The 19,706-nt window shown below is 65.9% G+C and carries 12 protein-coding genes; 11 read left to right on the top strand and 1 reads right to left on the bottom strand.

Annotated elements, in window-relative coordinates; all coding sequences use genetic code 11:
• Window positions 1–29: 29 nt before the first annotated feature.
• Window positions 30–491 carry a Fe-S cluster assembly scaffold protein NifU gene (gene nifU, locus VIN30_RS08570; protein WP_338210827.1) on the top strand — a complete coding sequence of 154 codons (462 nt, stop codon included), beginning with the start codon at window positions 30–32 and terminating at the stop codon, window positions 489–491.
• Window positions 492–653: 162 nt separating this feature from the next.
• On the opposite strand, the gene VIN30_RS08565 is transcribed toward nifU, so the two are convergent.
• Window positions 654–1,505 carry a sortase domain-containing protein gene (locus tag VIN30_RS08565; RefSeq protein ID WP_338210826.1) on the bottom strand — a complete coding sequence of 284 codons (852 nt, stop codon included), beginning with the start codon at window positions 1,503–1,505 and terminating at the stop codon, window positions 654–656.
• A gap of 364 nt (window positions 1,506–1,869) precedes the next feature.
• On the opposite strand from VIN30_RS08565, the gene VIN30_RS08560 reads away from it, so the two are divergent.
• The 10 genes from VIN30_RS08560 (at window position 1,870) to VIN30_RS08515 (ending at window position 19,628) form a co-directional block, all read left to right on the top strand.
• On the top strand, window positions 1,870–4,488 hold the full coding sequence (locus tag VIN30_RS08560) for a hybrid sensor histidine kinase/response regulator (protein WP_338210824.1): 2,619 nt from the start codon (window positions 1,870–1,872) through the stop codon (window positions 4,486–4,488).
• 207 nt (window positions 4,489–4,695) lie between these two features.
• Window positions 4,696–6,270, top strand: coding sequence for a methionine--tRNA ligase (metG, locus tag VIN30_RS08555; RefSeq protein WP_326425109.1), 1,575 nt, complete (start codon window positions 4,696–4,698; stop codon window positions 6,268–6,270).
• A gap of 24 nt (window positions 6,271–6,294) precedes the next feature.
• Window positions 6,295–7,272 (top strand): TatD family hydrolase, encoded by a 978-nt coding sequence (locus tag VIN30_RS08550; protein WP_338210820.1) that lies wholly within the window; start codon window positions 6,295–6,297, stop codon window positions 7,270–7,272.
• Window positions 7,265–8,584 carry a flavodoxin family protein gene (locus tag VIN30_RS08545; protein WP_338210818.1) on the top strand — a complete coding sequence of 440 codons (1,320 nt, stop codon included), beginning with the start codon at window positions 7,265–7,267 and terminating at the stop codon, window positions 8,582–8,584. The genes VIN30_RS08550 and VIN30_RS08545 overlap by 8 nt, the downstream gene beginning before the upstream one ends.
• Window positions 8,568–9,716, top strand: a complete 1,149-nt coding sequence (locus tag VIN30_RS08540) for a ribosomal RNA small subunit methyltransferase A (protein ID WP_338210816.1) — start codon at window positions 8,568–8,570, stop codon at window positions 9,714–9,716. Before VIN30_RS08545 ends, VIN30_RS08540 begins: the two co-directional genes overlap by 17 nt.
• A 233-nt stretch (window positions 9,717–9,949) precedes the next feature.
• The gene (locus VIN30_RS08535) at window positions 9,950–11,497 is read left to right on the top strand and encodes a cellulase family glycosylhydrolase (RefSeq protein ID WP_338210815.1); all 1,548 of its coding nucleotides are present in this window, start codon (window positions 9,950–9,952) and stop codon (window positions 11,495–11,497) included.
• Window positions 11,498–11,682: 185 nt separating this feature from the next.
• Window positions 11,683–12,384, top strand: coding sequence for an ABC transporter ATP-binding protein (locus VIN30_RS08530; protein WP_326425117.1), 702 nt, complete (start codon window positions 11,683–11,685; stop codon window positions 12,382–12,384).
• A 9-nt stretch (window positions 12,385–12,393) separates the two neighbouring features.
• Window positions 12,394–15,666, top strand: coding sequence for an FtsX-like permease family protein (locus VIN30_RS08525; protein WP_338210812.1), 3,273 nt, complete (start codon window positions 12,394–12,396; stop codon window positions 15,664–15,666).
• 724 nt (window positions 15,667–16,390) lie between these two features.
• Entirely contained in the window at window positions 16,391–19,021 is a 2,631-nt protein-coding gene (locus VIN30_RS08520) for a molybdopterin-dependent oxidoreductase (protein WP_338210810.1), read from the top strand.
• A gap of 13 nt (window positions 19,022–19,034) precedes the next feature.
• Window positions 19,035–19,628 carry a 4Fe-4S dicluster domain-containing protein gene (locus tag VIN30_RS08515; RefSeq protein WP_326425123.1) on the top strand — a complete coding sequence of 198 codons (594 nt, stop codon included), beginning with the start codon at window positions 19,035–19,037 and terminating at the stop codon, window positions 19,626–19,628.
• The last annotated feature ends 78 nt before the right edge of the window (window positions 19,629–19,706 follow it).

Here is a 19,706-nt window from a genome sequence, read left to right as displayed (position 1 = left end):
TTTCAGCCCGAAAGAAAGAGAGAACCCTCATGGCAATGAACTATTCCGACAAGGTGATGGAGCACTTCACCAACCCGCAGAACGTGGGAGAGATAGAGAATGCGAGCGGCTGCGGCACCGTGGGCAACGCGGTGTGCGGCGACATCATGCGCGTGTATCTGGACATCGACGAGAACAACGTCATCCGGGACGCGAAGTTCAAGACCTTCGGCTGTGGCGCGGCCATCGCCACGAGCTCCATGGCCACGGTGCTCGTGAAGGGCAAGACCGTGCAAGAGGCGCTGGAGGTGACGAACAAGGCCGTGATGGAGGCCCTGGACGGGCTGCCGCCGGTGAAGGTGCACTGCTCGCTTCTGGCCGAGGAGGCCATCCACGCGGCTTTGTGGGACTACGCCGAGAAGAACAACCTCGTTATCGAGGGCCTGGAGAAGCCGGTGAGCGACATCGGCGAGCATGACCACCACCACGGTGTGGAAGAGGACGAGGACTAGGAGCCGGTAAAACCGGAAACGGGGAAAGGGGCGCTTCAGCGCCCCTTCCTGTGCGCTGCTCGCCCCGCCGCAGGGCGAGCGCCGTTGCAGCGCTTCCGTCTTGCCTCGGGCGTTCGTGTGGGGGGCTTCCGACCCGCCCGCGCCCGTTGGCGCGGCGGGCGTCTAGGCCGCCACGGCGATGGTGTTGGTGGCGCCGTCGCCTGTGCAGGTTTGCAGGATGACCGACTCGCCGTAGCCGGTGACATGGGAGGCGATAGCCTTCCACGTAGCGGCGGCCTCCACGGTGAACACCGTGCGCACCGTGTAGGCGCGATGGTCGCCGTTGCCGTTGCAAAGCACCACGCTGTCTCCCACTGCAAGGTGCCTGACAGGCGCGAAGGAGCCGGGATTGTGGCCGACGAAGTAGCCCCAGCTGCCGTCATCGACATCGTCGGACCCCAGCCACAGGCCTGCGCCGCTGGACGGTGTGGTGCCCCCGCGCACGTCGCGGTAGGGGATGACCGCGCCGCCCACGGTGAGGGTGCGCGCCGCCGGCGCTGGGGCGGCTTCGGGTTTCTGCTCGGCCGCCCTTTCGTTCGACGGCGCGGCGGCCCGGTCTGCGGGCTTTGGCTCGGGTTCGGCCCAGGCGGTGGGAGAACTGCGGCGGGAGGGCGCGGCGGGTGCAGAGGTTGCGTCATGCGAGGTTGCGCCCGGGGTGCGGCCCAGCGTAGCGAGGGCGTCGCCGAGGGCTTCGGCGCCCCGCGCTGCGACCGGCGGCCGTTCCATCTGCCCGGCTCGGGCGCCGGCGGCCGCCTCGCTGCGGATGCTCGGGGACGCGAGTCGTGCTCGGACAGGCGCGCCCACGGCGAGGGGCGCTCCCGGAACGGCCGGCGCGACGGTGCTGCGAGTGCCATCGGCGAAGAGCGGCTCGGCGTCGGGCCGGTCGGGTGTGTCGGCGCCCCAGGCGAGGGAGGCGGCCGGGACGGCGATGACCGCTGTCAGCACCAAGGCGAGTGCGATGGTTTTTCTTCCCATAAGGTTCCCCCTTCGTTTTGCCGGACGGAGAGCGCACGAATCCAAGCCCCGTGGGTCTCTTCCGTTTATCGAATATTTGTTCGTATAGTAACGCGGAGTCGTGTAAAAGTAAAGAATAATTCGCACAAAATTATGAGTAAATTCGCCTTGCGTTCGCTTGAAATTCGCAATATCTTCCGCATAATACCGTCATAATTTTGCTGAATCGATAAAGACGCGTTTCCACGGGTCGATATCAGTTGGAGTGCCGTCCCACCCTGGAGTGTGCGCAAAGTCGATGAGGCTTCAAACTCTTCGACGCGCCACCGTGGCCTATCGCCTATCATAGGCGGTGCATAAACGAGTAGTTCCAAGGGGGGTGTGCATGGAGGGCGAAGGTCGCAAGTACTGGCTATCGGTTGTAGCCTTCGTCGTGGTGTTCGTGGCCGTCATCATCACGTTCTCCATGTTCATGCAGCAAACGAGCAACCGCATCGTGGCCCAGGCGAGCCAGTACGTCACCGATGCCACCAACCAAACGGCCAAGCTCGTGTCCACCTTCATGCAGAACACCCAGAAGGACATCGAGACCATCGCGGCGCTGGCATCGGAGTCGCCGGATGCGACGGTCGTTGCCACCAGCGAGGAATGGCTGCGCGATGTGGGCGAGATATCGCCCTTCGACTCCATCGATTTCGTGGACGCCGACGGCATGCAGCACTCGCCGGGGCGCGAGTCGGTGGATGTGAGCGATCGCGCCTACTACCAGAACGCCATGGCGGGCCGGTCGGGCATCGAGTGCGTCTTCAACACGCGGCTCACCCATGAGAACCTCATCTACTTCTACGCCCCGGTGCGCGAGGGAGCCGACGGCCCCATCGTCGGGCTGCTGCTGGCCCACTACGACGAGGGGCGCCTGAACGATCTGCTGCAGAACAGCTTCTTCGGCTACGAGTCCCACGTGCTGCTGTGTCTGCCCACCGGCGAGGTGGTGGCTGCATCGGACGGGTCTCTCGTGGGCACCAACCTGGTCACCGATGTCGCCGAGGAGGGGCTCGGTGGTGCCCGTGCCGAGAATTTGGAACGGGCCCTGCACGGGGAGGAGAGCGTTTCGTTCACCTACACCGGGACGAGCGGCGTGGGCTCGGCCTGCGTCACCAACGTGCCCGGCCTGAACTGGTCCATTCTGGAGACGTTCCCCTCCGCGGCCACCGAGGAGATGATCAACGCGGCCAACGAGGGCGGATGGAGCGCGCTGTTCGTCATCGTGGCGGTATTCGTCGTGGTTATCGTGGGCATCGTGGGCATCGTGGGCTACAACACGCGCCGCCACCGCCGCCTCACGCAGTCCATGAAGGATCGCATCGACGTGCAGGCCGGCGTGGGCAAGCTGACGGAGCGTTTGGTGCTCATCGATTTCGCCACCGACAGCTTCCGTTACATGAGCGGCCCGGTCACGCCGAAGGACCCCTACGAGCTGGCCGGCACCTACGACGAGATGCTTTGCCGCTTGGAGGGCCTGGTGGTGGGCGAGGAGGCTAAGCAGGACGTGCGGGAGCGCTTCTCGCGCGATGCGGTGATTAAGGCCATGCCGCCGGGGGTGGACAATCTGGGCTTCGAGTACCAGTTCGACCGCGGCGGCGACTTGAAGTGGGAGGACATCAACCTCATCTGCGTGGAGCGCGGCGGCGACGGCGTTCCCGTGCGCCTGGTGTACACCACCCAGGATGTGACGGTGATGAAGGCCCGCGAGAAGCAGATGCAGCAGGCCATGGAAGATTCCTACCGCGCGGCCGTGGCGGCGAACAACGCCAAGAGCGATTTCCTGTCGCGCATGAGCCACGACATCCGCACGCCCATGAACGCCATCATCGGCATGACCGAGCTGGCCCGCATGAGCGAGCACGATCCGGCGCGCGTGGATGACTGTCTGGCGAAGATCACTCTGTCGAGCAATCACCTGCTCAGTCTTATCAACGAGGTGCTCGACTTGTCCATGATCGAGAACGGGCGGCTGGTGCTGAACCTGGGCGCGGTGGACCTGCGCTCGCTGATGGCCGAGATGGAGACGATGTTCTCGCAGCGTTGCGAGGAGTCGTCCATCCGTTTCCATGCCGCAACCGAGCAGCTGGCCCATCCCGTGGTGGAGGCCGATGGCCTGCGCCTGCGGCAGATTTTCGTGAACATGCTGGGGAACGCCGTGAAGTTCACGCCGGCCGGCGGCAGCGTGTCGGTGCGTCTGGTGGAACATCCGGCGCGCATCGAGGGCTGCAGCGACTACGAGTTCGTGTTCTCCGACACCGGCTGCGGCATGGCGCCCTCGTTCGTCGAGCACGTGTTCGAGCCCTTCACCCGCGAGCACGATTCGCGCACCGAGCATGTGGAGGGCACGGGCCTGGGGCTGTCCATCGTGCAGAACGTCGTGTCGCTGATGAGCGGCACCATCGATGTCGAGAGCCGCGAGGGGGCGGGCACCACGTTCACCGTGCATGTGAATCTGCGCCATGCGGCACTGCCGGGCCGCACCGTGGAAGCCGCACCCGCCGCGGCGGGCGCATCGTGCGAGGCGACGGCGGTCGAGGAGAACGCGGGTGCCCCTGACGGCGAGGCGTCGCTGAAGGGCGCGCGGGTGCTTCTGGTGGAGGACAACGAGCTGAACAGCGAAATTGCCGCCGCGTTGTTGGAATCCCTCGGCTTGGCCGTGGAATGCGCCTTCGACGGGCAGGAGGCCCTGGATGCGCTGGAGGGCGCCGCGCCCGGCCACTTCGACGTGGTGCTGATGGACATCCAGATGCCGGTGATGAACGGGCTTGAGGCCACGCGCGCCATCCGTGCGAGCGACCGCGCCGACATCCGTGCGCTGCCCGTGGTGGTGCTGTCGGCCAATGCCTTTGCCGAGGACGTGCAGGAATCGAAGCGCGCCGGCGCCGACGACCACTTGTCGAAGCCCATCAGCGTGAAGGACTTGGCCGCCACGCTGCGCGGAATCCTCGGGCGCTCCTGATCGCCCGCCCCTCCGCGCCATCCTGGACGCAGTAGGTCCTCAGTCCCCGCGCGTACCATGCTCCCAGCCTCCGTGTCATCCTGAGCGGAGCGCGGAGTCGAAGGATTCCCCTTCCGTTCCCTGTGTTAAGATAGCCTGCACGCAACAACCCCTAAGGGAGCCGCGGCGTCATTGGCCGCGCGCGTCCGGAGAGGAGGCCCTGACCGCATGTCCAAGGGAACCTTCGGCGTCACCACGCCCATCTACTACATCAACGCCGCGCCGCATTTGGGCACCGCCTACACCACGGTGGCCGCTGACACCATCACGCGCTATCAGCGCATGAACGGCTATGACGTGTCGTTCGTCACCGGCACCGACGAGCACGGCCAGAAAATCGCCGAGACCGCCGAGAAGAACGGCATGACCCCCCAGGCCTGGTGCGATCACTTGGCCCCCGCCTTCACCGACGCGTGGGAGCTTTTGAACATCGACTATACCAACTTCGTGCGCACCACTGAGGAGCGCCAGACGCGCGCTGTGCAGAAGCTGTGGTGCGAGCTGCACGATAAGGGCTGGCTGTACAAGAGCGCGTATGAGGGCTGGTACTGCATCCACGAGGAGACCTACTACGCCGAGAGCGACCTGGAGAAGAACGACGAGGGCGAGTTCGTCTGCCCTGACTGCAAGCGCCCCGTGCGCCGCGCCTCGGGTGAGGAGAACTGGTTCTTCAAGCTGTCCGAGTTCCAGGATAAGCTTTTGGCCTTCTACGACGAGAACCCCGACTTCATCCGCCCCGAGAGTCGCCGCAACGAGATCGTCTCCTTCGTGAAGGGCGGCCTGCAGGACCTGTCCATCTCGCGTTCCAGCTTCGACTGGGGCATTCCCGTGCCCTTCGACGAGGGCCACGTGTTCTACGTGTGGGCCGACGCGCTCATCGCGTACCTCACCGGCATCGGCTACGGCGATCCCGAGCGCGAGGCCGAGTTCGATCGCCGCTGGCCCATCCAGTACCACTTCGTGGGCAAGGACATCACGCGCTTCCACTGCGTCATCTGGCCGGCCATGCTGATGGCCGCCGACATGCCCATCACCCACACGGTGTTCGGCCACGGCTTTCTGCTCACCAAGGGCGAGAAGATGTCGAAGTCGAAGGGCAACGGCCTTATGCCCGCCGACCTGGTGAAGGTGTTCGGCGTGGACGCCTACCGCTACTACTTCATGAGCGACGTGCAGTTCGGCCACGACGGCTCCATCTCCATGGAGCGCATGGTGCAGGTGTACAACGCCGACCTGGCCAACACCTGGGGCAACCTGGTATCCCGCGTGACCAACATGACCGGCAAGTACTTCGAGGGCCGCGTGCCCGAGGCTCCGGCCGGTGCCGAGGGCAATCCTCTGCGCGAGATCGCCGACACGCTGTACGCGGAATACGACGCCTGCATGACCGAGGTGGACTTCACCGGGGCTGCGGCGGCCGTGCAGAAGCTGGCGAGCCGCGTGAACCTGTACGTGGAGGAGAGCGCGCCGTGGGCCCTGGCGAAGGATCCCGCGAAGGCCGACGAGCTGGCGGCGGTGCTGTACAACTGCCTGGAGGCCATCCGCATCATCGCGCTGTACATGGCGCCGTTCATGCCCACCACCTCGGCCGAGGTGTTCCGCCGTCTGGGCCTGGGCGACATTGCCGCCGTGACCGACATTCAGGAGGCCACGGCCTGGGGCCAGCTGCCCGCCAGCGTGGCCGTGGAGGTGGGCGAGCCCCTCTTCCCGCGCCTCGATGTGGAAAACCTGCCCGAGCTGTAAGTTCCGTTCGCGAGGGAGATTGCGATGAGCGAAGAAGAGCCGCTGTTCGAAGATGTGAAGTTCCACCAGAAGCGCAAGCACGGGAAGTGGAGCGAGGTGGAGGCACCGGTGATGGACGTGCCGGTGGCCGATACCCATGCCCATGTGCAGATGATGCGCGATCCGGCCCTGTCGCTGGCCCGCGCCGGGGCTCACAACGTGGGCTTCGTGGAGGCCATCGTGGACCCCACCGACGATGGTTTTACCACGTTTTCGGCGCTGCCCGGCTGGTTGATGGAGGCCGCAGGCGACTTGCGGCGCCTGACGAGCGAACCCGACCAGGAGGTGCACGACTGCGTGGTGGCCGTACCGCGGGTGCGCATCGCCGCGGGCGTGCATCCCCACAACGCGAAGGACTACACGCCGGCTTTGGAAGACGACTTGCGGGCGCACTTGGCCGACCGCCGGGTGAGCGCGGTGGGCGAGATCGGGTTGGACTATCACTACGATCTGTCGCCCCGCGACGTGCAGCAGGAGGTGTTCCGCGCCCAGATTCGCCTGGCCAAGGAGGCGGGGCTGCCGGTGTGCCTGCATCTGCGCGAGGCCCACGACGACGGTTTCGCCATCCTTTCCGAGGAGGGCTTTCCCGAGGCCGGCACGCTGCTGCACTGCTTCAACCTGGACGGGGCCGAGGTGGCACGTTGGGTGGAGGCCGGCTGCTTCATCGCTCTGGGCGGCCAGCTGACCTACAAGAAATTCGACGCGCTGCGCGAGGCGGCGCGCCTGGTGCCGCGCGACCGGCTGCTCACGGAAACCGATGCGCCCTATATGACCCCGGAGCCCCTGCGCGGCACGCTCTGCGGTCCCGAGCACGTTATCTGGACGGCCGACGCGCTGTGCGCTGTCCTGGGCGCCGACACGCCCGAGGGGCGGGCGTCGCTGCTGGCGCAGTTGTACGAGAACGCCCTGGGCCTGCTCGACCGTGCTCCCACGGCTTGGCAGCGGGAGCACGCCCATGCATAGGGTCATCCTGCACGGGTCGTGCCGTGCCGACGGCCGCAGCGCGGCGCTCGCCGACGAGCTGTTCAACGCGTGCATCGAGGAATGCCCGGAGGACGGGGTGTCCATCGTGTCGGTATCGTCCACCGAGGTGGGCCCGTGCATCGGCTGCGATGAGTGCCGCGCCGTATCGGAGGAGCCCATCCACGTGTTTCAGGAGGGCGATCCGCTGCTGCCCCAGGAGTCGGTCGTGGAGTCCGATGCCCTGTTCCACCACTGCGTGATCGATGACGATATGAACGAGGTGCGCAAGCACCTGGACGCGGCCGACGAGCTCATTGTGGTGTGCCCGGTGTACTTCGCCAGCGTGCCCGCCCAGATGAAGGCCCTGCTCGACCGCTTGCAGCCCTACTACTTCACCGACGTGCGCACCTACCCTAAGCGCCCCGCGACTATTCACGTGGTGGGCGCCGGGGGCGATCCTCATGGCTTCGAACCCCTTATCGGCACCGTGCGCTCGGCGCTTTCCGTGGCGGGCTTTTCCGTGGAACTTGTGCTCGACTGGGTGGGGAAGATTCGCGCCGACGGCGAGATTACCGCCGATGCCGAGGAGTACCCGCTGCCCCCCGTGGGCGGCTTCGGCGCCCTGGAATGGGGCGACGATTGCGAAGTCGCGGAAGGGGCCGACGGGGCCGCCTTCACCGATTTCGCCGAAGAGGGCTTCGTCGCTGACTTCGACGAAGAAGATGCAACCGACAACGCCGACGAAGACGCCGATTGGGATGACGACCGGGGCGACACTCCCGTCCCGACCCGTAGGGGAGGCCTTCAGGCCTCCCGCCCAACCGCCGACGACAACCCCCGTAGGGGAGGCCTTCAGGCCTCCCGCCCAACCGCCGACGCCACCCCCCGTAGGGGAGGCCTTCCGGCCTCCCGCCCAACCGCCGACGCCACCCCCCGTAGGGGAGGCCTTCCGGCCTCCCGCCCAACCGCCGACGCCACCCCCCGTAGGGGAGGCCTTCAGGCCTCCCGCCCAACCGCCGACGACAACCCCCGTAGGGGAGGCCTTCAGGCCTCCCGCTCGGCCGCCCACGACGACCCCCGTAGGGGAGGCCTTCAGGCCTCCCGCTCGGCCGCCGAGAACGCTCCCGGCGAATCGCAGCCCAAGGGCCGCGCGAAGCTGTCGGTAAGCCAGCCGTCCCGCGCGCCGAAGGAGGCCGCGGACGGCTCCAAGGGTGGTCGCGGCCCGCGCAAATCGCACGGCAAGGGCGGCGGTCCGGCTTACGGCAAGAAGAACACCAAGAAGAAGGGCAACGGTCGTGGCGGTCGCCGCTAGCTATGCCGACGACGGCCGCCTGTCGCCGCTTTCCACCCCCAGCGCCACTCGCGCGGTGTTGGAGGCCCATGGCATCGGCACGAAGTACACGCTGGGGCAAAACTTCCTCGTGAACGACGACGTGCTGAAAAAGATTATTGCGCTGGCCGACGTGGGGTCGGCCGACCGCATTCTGGAGGTGGGCCCCGGCATCGGCACGCTCACCATCGCGCTTCTGAAGCACGCGGCCGCGGTGGTGGCCGTCGAACGCGACCCCGACCTGCCCGCCGTCCTGGCCGACACCTTGTACCCCTGGCGCGAGAAGTTCGCCCTCATCGAGAAGGACGCCCTCGACGTAACCGCAGATGACATCGCTTCAGCTATGGTCGAGCTCGGCGCAGACACGGGCTGCCCTGACCGAGCGAGTTCCGCAGCGAACGAAACAGCCCGCCGGGCTGTTTCGCCGAGCGAGGACTGTCTGAGCGAATCAGGGTGCCCCGCGTCTGCGCCCCAGGGAGACCTTCAGCAATGCCTTCCCAACAAGCTCGTTTCCAACCTGCCCTACGCCGTGGCTGCCACCGTGGTGCTCGACTACTTCCAGCAGTTTCCCTTTTTGGAATCAGCCACCGTCATGGTGCAGAAGGAGGTGGCCGATCGCATGGCCGCCGAGCGCGGCACGAAGAACTACGGAGCCTATACGGTGAAACTCGGCTTGTACGCCGAAGTGGCGGGGCGCTTCGCCGTGGGGCCGGGCAACTTCTTCCCGCCGCCCCGGGTCGATTCCGCCGTCATTCGCCTGAACCGTCGCACGCCTGTTACGGCCGATGGCGTCCCGGCTGCGCCGGCGGTCATAGCGGCGGCCTGCCTTATGGCCGATGCCGCTTTCGCGAACCGCCGCAAGACCTTGGCGAACTCCTGCAAGACCTACTTCTCCGGCCGCGGAACCTTCGCGCTGCCGGGCGGTCTCGGGAAAGAGGGGGCGGCGGGCGCACCCGATGACGCGGCAGCGGCCCTCCACTTCGACGGCGCCGCGATTGCCGCGCAGTTGCCGGCTTTGCTCGAAGCTGCCGGCATCGACCCGAAGCGTCGCGGCGAGACCCTTGACCAGCAGGAGTTCTTGACTCTCGGCGCCTCTCTGCTCGCCCAGGCCTAACTGCCCCGCGGCCTGTCTGCGCCGGCGCCTCCTTGCGATAGCCCGGCCGCCGAGCCCCGGTTCCGCCCGATGCGGCCGAGGGCTGCTCGGGGAATCTCTTTGTATGCGCTTCGGGCGGTTTGGGCCGCTTCTGCATGGCGGTGAGATACAATACCGACTCGATCAGGATGTTCTCGACCGGTTGCGGGCGCAATGCCGCAGCTGGCTGCGCGATAGTGAAAGGGCGGGCGTGTATGGCCGCACAAACGGGAAAAAAAGGTGGCGCCAAGCGTCTGGTGGTGGCAGCTGCGGCGCTGGCGGTGCTGGTGGCGGTGGGCATCGGCTTGGCCATCGTGTCCATGAGCCAGGCGAACGCACCCGACTATGGCGCCGGCATGGCGGTGGAGGTAGAACCCACGCGGCCCCAGGCGCCTAAGCCGAAGGCCGACGAGGCCGCCGAGGATGCCCCCGCCCCCCAGGAGGAGGCCGAGGAGCCGGCGCGCGATCTGGCCGTGCCCTCCACGGCCGGTGCGCTGCAGGTGCAGGGTTCCCAGCTGGTGGACGCTGCGGGCAATCCCGTGCAGCTGCGCGGCGTTTCCACCCACGGTTTGGCGTGGTTTCCCCAGTACGTGAACCAGCCCCTGTTCACCGAGCTGCGGCAGGACTGGGGTGCCAACGTGGTGCGTCTGGCGATGTATTCCGCCGAGTCGGGCGGCTACGCCACGGCCGACGGCAAGCGCTCGGCCCTGCGCGATCTGGTGATGCAGGGCGTGGAATACGCCACGGCGGCCGATATGTACGTGGTGGTCGACTGGCATTCCCTGTCGGACGCGAACCCCTGGACCAACGAGTGGGCCGCCTCCGACTTCTTCGCCATCGTATCGCGCGATCTGGCCGACCGCAGCAACGTCATTTACGAGATATGCAACGAGCCCAACGGCGACACCACCTGGGCCGACATCAAGTCCTACGCCGAGACGGTCATCCCCGTCATCCGCGCGAACGACCCCGATGCCGTCATCATCGTGGGCACTCCCACCTGGTCCCAGGATGTGGAGGCGGCCGCTGCCGACCCGCTGGCGTTCGACAACGTCATGTATGCCATGCACTTCTACGCCGCCACCCACCAGGACGACCTGCGCAACCGCCTGCGCACGGTCGTGGAAGGGGGGCTGCCGGTGTTCGTGTCGGAGTTCGGCATCTGCGAGGCCACGGGCGACGGCGAGATCGACTACGATTCGGCCGATGCCTGGGTGCGTCTGATGGACGAGCTGAACGTCAGCTACATCTGCTGGAACCTGTCCAACAAAAACGAGGCCGCAGCCCTGTTCAAATCGGACGTGGGGAAGACCTCGGGCTTCTCGCTGGACGATCTGACCGACGAGGGCCTGTGGCTGGTGGACACGTTGCGCGGCCCCGGCTTCGACCGTAAGGAGGTGCAGCTGGCTCGGGCCGACAAGAAGCCCAACGCTCAGGGCTCGGCCATGATGGCCTTCGCCGAGGGCACCATCCAATGGCAGCTGGATATCGCCGAGACCTGGGAGCAGGACGGCCGCACCTTCTTCAAGTACGAGATGCTGGGCAACAACTACGGGGCCGGCGTGGAATCGTGGGCGGTGACCATCCCCTTCAGCGCCGATGTGACGTTGGAGGACAGCTGGAACTGCAAGGCCTCCACCACGGGCAACGAGCTAACCTTGACGAGTGATGCCAACAGCGGCAAAGTGGCCGCCGGCGCCTATGTGCGCGACGTGGGCTTCATCGTCAGCGGCCCGGCCAACCTGGCCGTGGTTGACCTGTAGGCTACGGCGGGCCCCGGGCGCAGCGGCACCACGGCCCTGGACGCAGCGGCACCACGGCCCTGGATGCGCTTACCTTCGGGCCTCTGCTGGCTTTTCTGCTGTTTCGCCGCTCCGTCGATTGGCCGCGCCCCGTTTCTCGTGTATGGTAATCCACGAGAGATATCGGTGTGGGAATGCGAGGCAGTATGGCGTTCGTCGAATTTCGCGATGTGAGCAAGATATACCAGATGGGCGAGGTGGAAGTGGCGGCCGTGCGCGCCATGAGCTTCCAGATCGAGCAGGGCGAGTTCGTGGTCATCGTGGGGCCCTCGGGCGCCGGCAAGACCACGCTTTTGAACATGCTCGGCGGCATGGACAGCTGCACCTCGGGCACCATTACGCTGGATGGCGCCGAGGTCAGCTCGTTTTCCCGCAAGCAGCTGACGAAGTATCGCCGCTACGACATCGGCTTCGTGTTCCAGTTCTACAACCTGGTGTCGAACCTCACGGCGCGCGAGAACGTGGAGCTGGCCTCCCAGATTTGCAAGAACCCGCTGCCGGCCGACGAGGTGCTGGCCTCGGTGGGCCTGGCCGACCGCGTGCGGAACTTCCCCGGGCAGCTTTCCGGCGGCGAGCAGCAGCGCGTGGCCATCGCCCGCGCTTTGGCGAAGAACCCCAAGCTGCTGCTGTGCGACGAGCCCACGGGCGCGTTGGACTATGAGACGGGCAAGGCCATTCTGAAGCTTCTGCAGGACACCTGCCGCGAGACCGGCCGCACCGTGGTGGTGGTCACCCACAATTCCGCGTTCTGCTCCATCGCCGACCGCGTCATCCACGTGCGCGAGGGCTCGGTGGCCGCTGTGGAAGTGAACGAGGCCCCGCTGTCGGCCGAGGTGCTGGAATGGTAGCGTGGTAGCGTGAAGGCGTTCAACAAGGACATCGCGCGCTCGGTGCGCCATTCGCTCGGGCGTTTCATTGCCATCGCCGCCATCGTGGCCCTGGGCACCGGCTTCTACGCGGGCCTGCGCATGACGGCGCCCGATATGAAGATGGCCGCCGATGCCTATTACGACGGCACGGCGCTGATGGACATCCGCGTGGTGTCCACCCTGGGGCTTACCGACGACGACATTCAGGCGCTGCGCGCGGTGCCGGGCGTGCAGCATGTGATGCCGGCCTACTCGGCCGACGTGCTGGCCACGCTGAACGGTGATCAGTACGTGGTGCGCGCGCACTCGCTGCCCGCGGCCGCGGCGACCAGCCAGAAAACTGGCGACGCCGCCATTGCCTCCGACGACGGCGACTATCTGAACCGTCTCGACCTGGTGGAGGGGCGCTGGCCCGAGGCTCCTGGTGAGTGCGTCGTGTTCAACGACAGGGTGATGAGCGGGCCGTCAGAATTGGGCGACACTATCACCGTGGACACCACGGTGGGCGATGTGGACGACACGCTGACGCGCACCGAGTTCACCATCGTGGGGCGGGTGCACTCGCCGCTGTACGTCAGCTCCACCTCCATGGGCACCACCACCATCGGCTCGGGCACCATTCAGCAGTTCATGTACCTGCTGCCCGAGGATTTCGGCCCCGATCTGCCCTATGTGGAGGCCTACGTGACCGTGGACGGCGCTGCCGAGCTGCCGGCCGACAGCGACGCCTACGAGGCGCGCGTGGCCGAAGTGGTCGAAGCCATCGAGGCCATCGCCCCCGAGCGCGAGCAGGCGCGCGTGGCGGGTCTGCAGGCCGAGGCCCAGGAGGATTTGGACGAGGCCCGTGCCGAATACGAGCAGGAGGAGCAGCGGGCCCAGACCGAGCTGGCCGACGCCCGCGCCCAGCTGGACGACGCGAAGGCCCAGCTGGACGAGGGGCAGCGCAAGCTGGATGCGGCGGCGGCCACGCTGGCCAAGAGCGAGCGCGACATCAGCGACGGCGAGAAGGAGTACGTGCAGGGCGGGGAAGATCTGAAGGATCGCCGCGCCCAGGCCGACGCCCAGTTCGCCGAGGCCCAGGCCGCCATCGACGCCAACGAGGCCAACCTGAAGGAGGCCCAGGCCGCCTTGCCCTCGATGCAGGAGGCGCTGGCCCAGGTGACGGCTGCCCTGGCGTCGCCCGATTTGCCCGCCGACCAGCGCGCGGCCCTGGAGGCCCAGAAGGCCGAGCTGGAGAAGAACATCGCCGATATCGACCAGGCCGCCACGGCTCTGGCCGAGGCCAAGCAGCAGATGGCCGCCGAGCGCGCCCAGGCCGACGCCCAGTTCGCCGCGGCCCAGAAGAAGCTCGATACCGCCCAGCTGGATATCGAGGAGGGCAAGAAACGCCTGGAAGAGGGCAAGGCCACCTACGAGCAATCCAAGGCCGACCTGGAGGCCGCCCGCGCCGAGTACGAGCAGGGCGTGGCCGACTACGATGCGGCGGCCACCGAGGCCAACGAGCAGCTGGACGCCGCCGAGCGCGAGCTCGCCGAGGCCCAGCAGAAGATCAACGACATCGAGCCGCCCGATTGGCTGGTGATGGATCGCAGCAAGAATTTCGGCGTGGTCAGCTTCGAGAACGACACTGAGCGCATCGATGCCATCGCGTCGTTTTTCCCGTTCATCTTCTTCCTGGTGGCCGCTTTGGTAGCGCTCACCACCATGACGCGCATGGTGGAGGAGGAGCGCATGCTCATCGGCACCTTCAAGGCCCTCGGCTATTCGCGGGCGCGCATCACGTCGAAGTACCTTATCTACGCTGCCCTCGCCGCCGGCGTGGGCAGCGTGGTGGGCATCGCGGTGCTTTCGCAAGTGCTGCCCTGGGTGATTATGGAGGCCTATTCCATCGTGTACTACGTGCCGCGCGGCGCCATGCCCGTGGACGCTCCCATCGCCGCTGCGGCTGCTGGTTTCGGTGTGGGCATCACGCTTTTGGCCACCTGGGCCGCCGCCGCGGCCACCCTGCGCGAGACGCCGGCGGCGCTCATGCGCCCTCCGGCGCCGAAGGCGGGCAAGCGCATTCTGCTGGAACGCGTGGGGCCCCTGTGGCGGCGCCTCTCGTTCTCGTGGAAGGTCACCTTCCGCAACATCTTCCGCTACAAGCGCCGCCTGGTGATGACCTGCGTGGGCATCGCGGGCTGCACGGCGCTTCTGCTGACGGGTCTGGGCCTGCAGAATTCCATCAACGACATCATCGACGTGCAATACGGCGAGCTGGTGGACTACAACGTGGTTATCACCGAGAAGGACGAGGCCACCGAATCGCAACGTGCCGAGGCCGCGGCCCTGATGGATGATCGCGGCACGTTGCCGGTGTGCGTGCGCGCCACCGAGGAGTCGATGATCGCCCAGGGATCCGACGGCACCGAGGCCATGACTACCATCGTTGCACCGGCCGACACCTTGGCCTTCGAGGGGCTGTGGACCTTCCGCACCCGCGAGGGCCGCGAGGCGGTGCCGCTTACCAACGACGGAGCGGTGATCACCGAGAAGCTGGCATCGAAGTTGGGTCTTAGCATCGGCGGCATGCTCACCTTCGCCGAGCAGGACGACCTGGGCAACGCCACAGCGAAAACCTACCAGGTGCCAGTGGCCGGCATCATCGAGAACTACATCGGCGACTACGCCTTCGTGACTTCGTCCACCTTCCAGCGCGTGTTCGGCCACGCGCCCGAAAACCTGACGGTGTACGCCCAGGTCACCGATGACGAGGCCGCGCGCCAAGCGCTCAGCGAGGCGCTGCGGGCCACGGGCGCCGTGGACACGGTGGCCTACAACGACGAGGTGATTTCCTCGTACAAGCAGATGCTGAGGTCGGTGAACATGGTGGTGATCGTGCTGGTGGTGGCCGCGGCGGCGCTTGCCTTCATCGTGCTGTACAACCTCACGAACATCAACATCACCGAGCGCGCCCGCGAGATAGCCACGCTGAAGGTGCTGGGCTTCATGCCGCGCGAGGTGAACGCCTACATCTTCCGCGAGATCGTGCTGCTTACGGTGCTGGGGGCGCTGGTGGGCCTGGGGCTCGGCGTGGTGCTGGAGGGCTTCGTGGTGGTCACCGCCGAGGTGGACCAGGTGATGTTCGGTCGCGCCATCCATTGGGACAGCTTCGTCATAGCGTTCGCGCTCACCATGGTGTTCACCGCCGTGGTCATGCTGGTCATGCGCCCCAAGCTCGCCCACATCAACATGGTGGAAAGCCTGAAGAGCAACGAGTAGAACTTCGCCGGACAACACCCCGTCATACCCGAGCTTCTCGTAGGGGCGGCCTTCAGGCCGCCCGGTAGTCGGGGAGCGCTCCCCGGGTCTGTTGGGGCCGACGGGCGGGGTGAACCCCGCCCCTACGGTTCGGCTCGTTCGCCACGCCCGAACCTCCTCGTAGCCGGAGCTCATCCACCGACCCGAGTCTCCCGTAGGGGCAGCCTTCAGGCCGCCCGACAACCGGCCCGCGCTCCTCGGGTCCGTCGCGACTGACGGGCGGGGTAAACCCCGCCCCTACGGTTCGGCTCGTTCGCCACGCCCGAACCTCCTCGTAGCCGGAGCTCATCCACCGACCCGAGTCTCCCGTAGGGGCAGCCTTCAGGCCGCCCGACAACCGGCCCGCGCTCCTCGGGTCCGTCGCGACTGACGGGCGGGGTAAACCCCGCCCCTACGGTTCGGCTCGTTCGCCACGCCCGAACCTCCTCGTAGCCGGAGCTCATCCACCGACCCGAGTCTCCCGTAGGGGCGGCCTTCAGGCCGCCCTTTCCCGCGTCACGTGGCTTCCGCCGCGAATCTGGCGCTGTTTCGCTTTGCCAGAAACCCAACGCCGTTAAGAATTGGGAAAGATTCGGGTAAGGGAAACTAAGGATTCCAAGCATGGTGATTAATAGTTGTGGTAAGTACTCTTTGTCTCGTATTCGAAGCATTGGCTTCGAGGGGAAGGCGAGAAGAAGGAGGAACCATGACGGGCTTGCTCGATAAAGTTCGCGCATCATCGGAGGTGAGTCGTCGCAGCTTCGTGAAGGCGTCGGCTGTGGCGTCGGCTGCCTTGGCAACGGGGGCGATGGCCGGCTGCTCGAACAAGGTGGGGATGGCCGATACGGGCGTTGTGACCGGCGACGAGAACACGTCCGAGACCGACTACGGCCGCAATCTCACCGAGGGCGCGTGGGTCAGCGCGGCCTGCTGGCACAATTGCGGCGGTCGCTGCATGAATAAGGTGCTCGTGCGAGACGGCGTGGTCATTCGCCAGAAGAGCGACGACACCCATGAGGACAGCGCGGACTACCCCCAGCAGCGCGGCTGCGTGCGCGGACGTTCCCAGCGCATGCAGGTGTTCGGGGCCGATCGTTTGAAGTACCCCATGAAGCGCAAGAACTGGAGCCCTGAAGAGCCCCATGGCGAGCTGCGCGGCAAAGACGAGTGGGAGCGCATCAGCTGGGATGAGGCTTTCAAATATGTGGGTGACCAGTTGAAACGCGCCTACGATACCTATGGTCCGCGCAGCATTTTGGCCCATTCCGGCAGCTATGTGAGCTACAACGCCATGCGTCCGCTGCTGGCGCTGGGCGGTTATGTGGGCATTACCGATACCACTTCCATGGGCACCTACAACCTGGATACCACCAAGTTGGGCCTGCCCTCGAAAGACGGCGGCGCCGCCTCGTCCAACGACCGTTACGACATGCTCAATGCCGAGACGATCGTGTTGCAGGGTTGCAATCCTGCTTGGGCCTCGGCAGGTTCTACGTGCCTGAGTTTCTTGAACGCCAAGGCGGCCGGGGTGTCGTTTGTGGTGATCGCCCCCAGCTACAACGCCACGGCGCAACTGCTGAATGCCCGTTGGATTCCGCTGCGCGCCGGCACCGATACCGCCTTTATGATCGCAGTGGCCTATGAGATGGTGAAGTTGGACGAGGAGCGCGGCGATGTGGTGGACTGGGACTTCCTGAACACCTACTGCGTCGGATTCGACGCCGAGCATATGCCCGCGGATGCCACCACCAACGAGAATTTCAAGGACTATATTCTAGGCGCCTACGATGGCACGCCCAAGACGGCCGAGTGGGCGAGCGAGATCTGCGGAACGCCTGTGGAGGACATCCGCTGGTACGCCGAGGCCATCGGCAAGCAGCATAAGGTGATGCTGCTGCACAGCTACAGCTTCGCCCGCTGCCACGACTCCGAGGACGTGCCTCAGATGTTCATGACCCTGGGTGCCATGGGCGGTCACTTCGGCAAGAGCGGCCATGCGTGCGGCACCGCCTACTACGCCCAGGCGGGCAACGGCGGTCCCTCGTTGGTGGCGGCCGGCATGGCGAATGTGCCGCCTATCGACAACGGCGTGGACGACCTGGTGGCCGGTCCTATTCTGTGGAAGAGCGTTCTGGAGAAGAAGTACCCCTTCGTGGGCAATATCTGCGCCGTGACCCAGCCGCGCGAAGAGCGCGATTTGGATATCCATGTCATCTTCTGGGAGCATTCCGCCCGTCTGCAGACCACGCCCGACCTGGTTCGCGGCATCGAGGCCCATCGCGCGGTGGACTTCGTGTTCTGCAACGCCCAGTTCCTCACGACCCAGGCCAAGTACTCCGACATCGTCCTGCCGGTGACCACCGAGTGGGAGCGCCCGGGCCGGTTCGGCCAGCTGAGCAACCGCGAGACTCTGCTCATCTACTCCCAGGTGATCGAGCCCCTCTTCGAGGCCAAGACCGACCAGGAGATCGGCCGCGGTATCGCCGAGGCCTGCGGGCTCGATCCCGATGAGGTGTACCCGCTTTCCGAGAAGCAGCAGTTCATGAACGAGATTCTGGGCGCTACGGTCGCCGAGGGCGGCGAGATGGTGCCCCTGGTAACGGTAACGGCCGACGATCTGGCAAGCTGGGAATGCGAGGGCGAGCCCCAAGAGGGCAAGGTGCCGCTGGCCGAGTTCATGGAGCGCGGCTCCTATCAGGTGGAACGCTCCGCCGGTGACGAGCACAGCTTCATCGCCTACGCCGATTTCGTGGCCGATCCGGTGGCCAATCCGCTGCCGAGCAACTCCGGCAAATTCGAGATCTACTGCCAGTGGAAGAAGGACACGCTGGATTCCCTGGGCTTCTCAAGCAACTTCAAGCCCTATCCGTCTTACCATCCGGCGGTGGAAGGCTGGGAGACGCGCAGCGACGAGTATCCCTACGTGGTGTACAACCCCCATTACTACCGTCGCTCTCACAGTGTCTACGACAATGTTACCTGGCTGCGGGAAGCGTGGCCGAACCCCGTGTTCATCAGTGCTCAGGATGCGGCCGACAAGGGCATTCAGACGGGCGACGACGTGGTGGTGTATAACGCCTACGGCAAGATCGTGCGCACTGCCAGCGTGCTGCAGACGCTGATGCCCGGCATGGTGGGGCTGCCCCACGGCGCTTGGGTCGACTTCGACGAGAGCGAGGAGTACGACCTGGGTGGTGCCGACAACGTGCTGTGCGGTCCCACCGTCAGCGGCATGGCCGTTTCCGGCTACAACAACTACAACTGCAATTTCGAAAAATACACTGGCGAGCCTTTGGTGCCCGACTGCGAGCAACCGCAGCGCATCATCGAGCTGTAAGGAGGAATGAGCCATGGCAAACGAGACTGCTGCGCGCAAGGGGTTCTTCTTCAATCAGGATAACTGCATCGGCTGCCGCACCTGCCAGATCGCCTGCAAGGACAAGAACGACAACGAGATCGGCGTGATATTCCGACATGTCGACGACTACGAGGTGGGCGCCTATCCTGCGGTGAAGGGCTTCCACTATGCCGCCACCTGCAACCACTGCGAGAATCCCGCTTGCGTGGAGGTGTGCCCCAACGGGGCGACCTATGTGAACGAGGCCGACGGCACCGTGCAACACGATGACAGCAAGTGCATCGGCTGCGAGTACTGCGTGAAGGCGTGTCCCTACGGCCATCCGCAGCTGGTGGAGAGCCTGCATGTCGTGCATCGCTGCAATGCCTGCATTCAGCTGCGCGAGGCGGGGGAGAAGCCGGCCTGCGTGGCGGCATGCCCCATGCGCGCCCTCGAATTCGGCGATATCGAGGAGCTGCGCGCCGCCCACCCCGAAGGCGTGAACGAACTTCCCTTCCTGCCCAGCGCCTCCCAGACCAACCCGTCGGTGGTGATTGCTCCCAAGGAGGCGGCCACCGAGGCCGGCGCCGTGCCGGTGGTTCTGTAAGCGAAGCGGCTCTAACGGGCGGCGGCAAGTCCCTCCCCTCGGTTGCCGCCGCCCGCGTTCACAAGAGAGGTCCAGGAT

The organism is Adlercreutzia wanghongyangiae, from assembly GCF_035989245.1.
In the GTDB taxonomy this organism is placed as follows: domain Bacteria; phylum Actinomycetota; class Coriobacteriia; order Coriobacteriales; family Eggerthellaceae; genus Adlercreutzia; species Adlercreutzia wanghongyangiae.
This window is presented reverse-complemented; position numbering and strand designations above follow the sequence as displayed.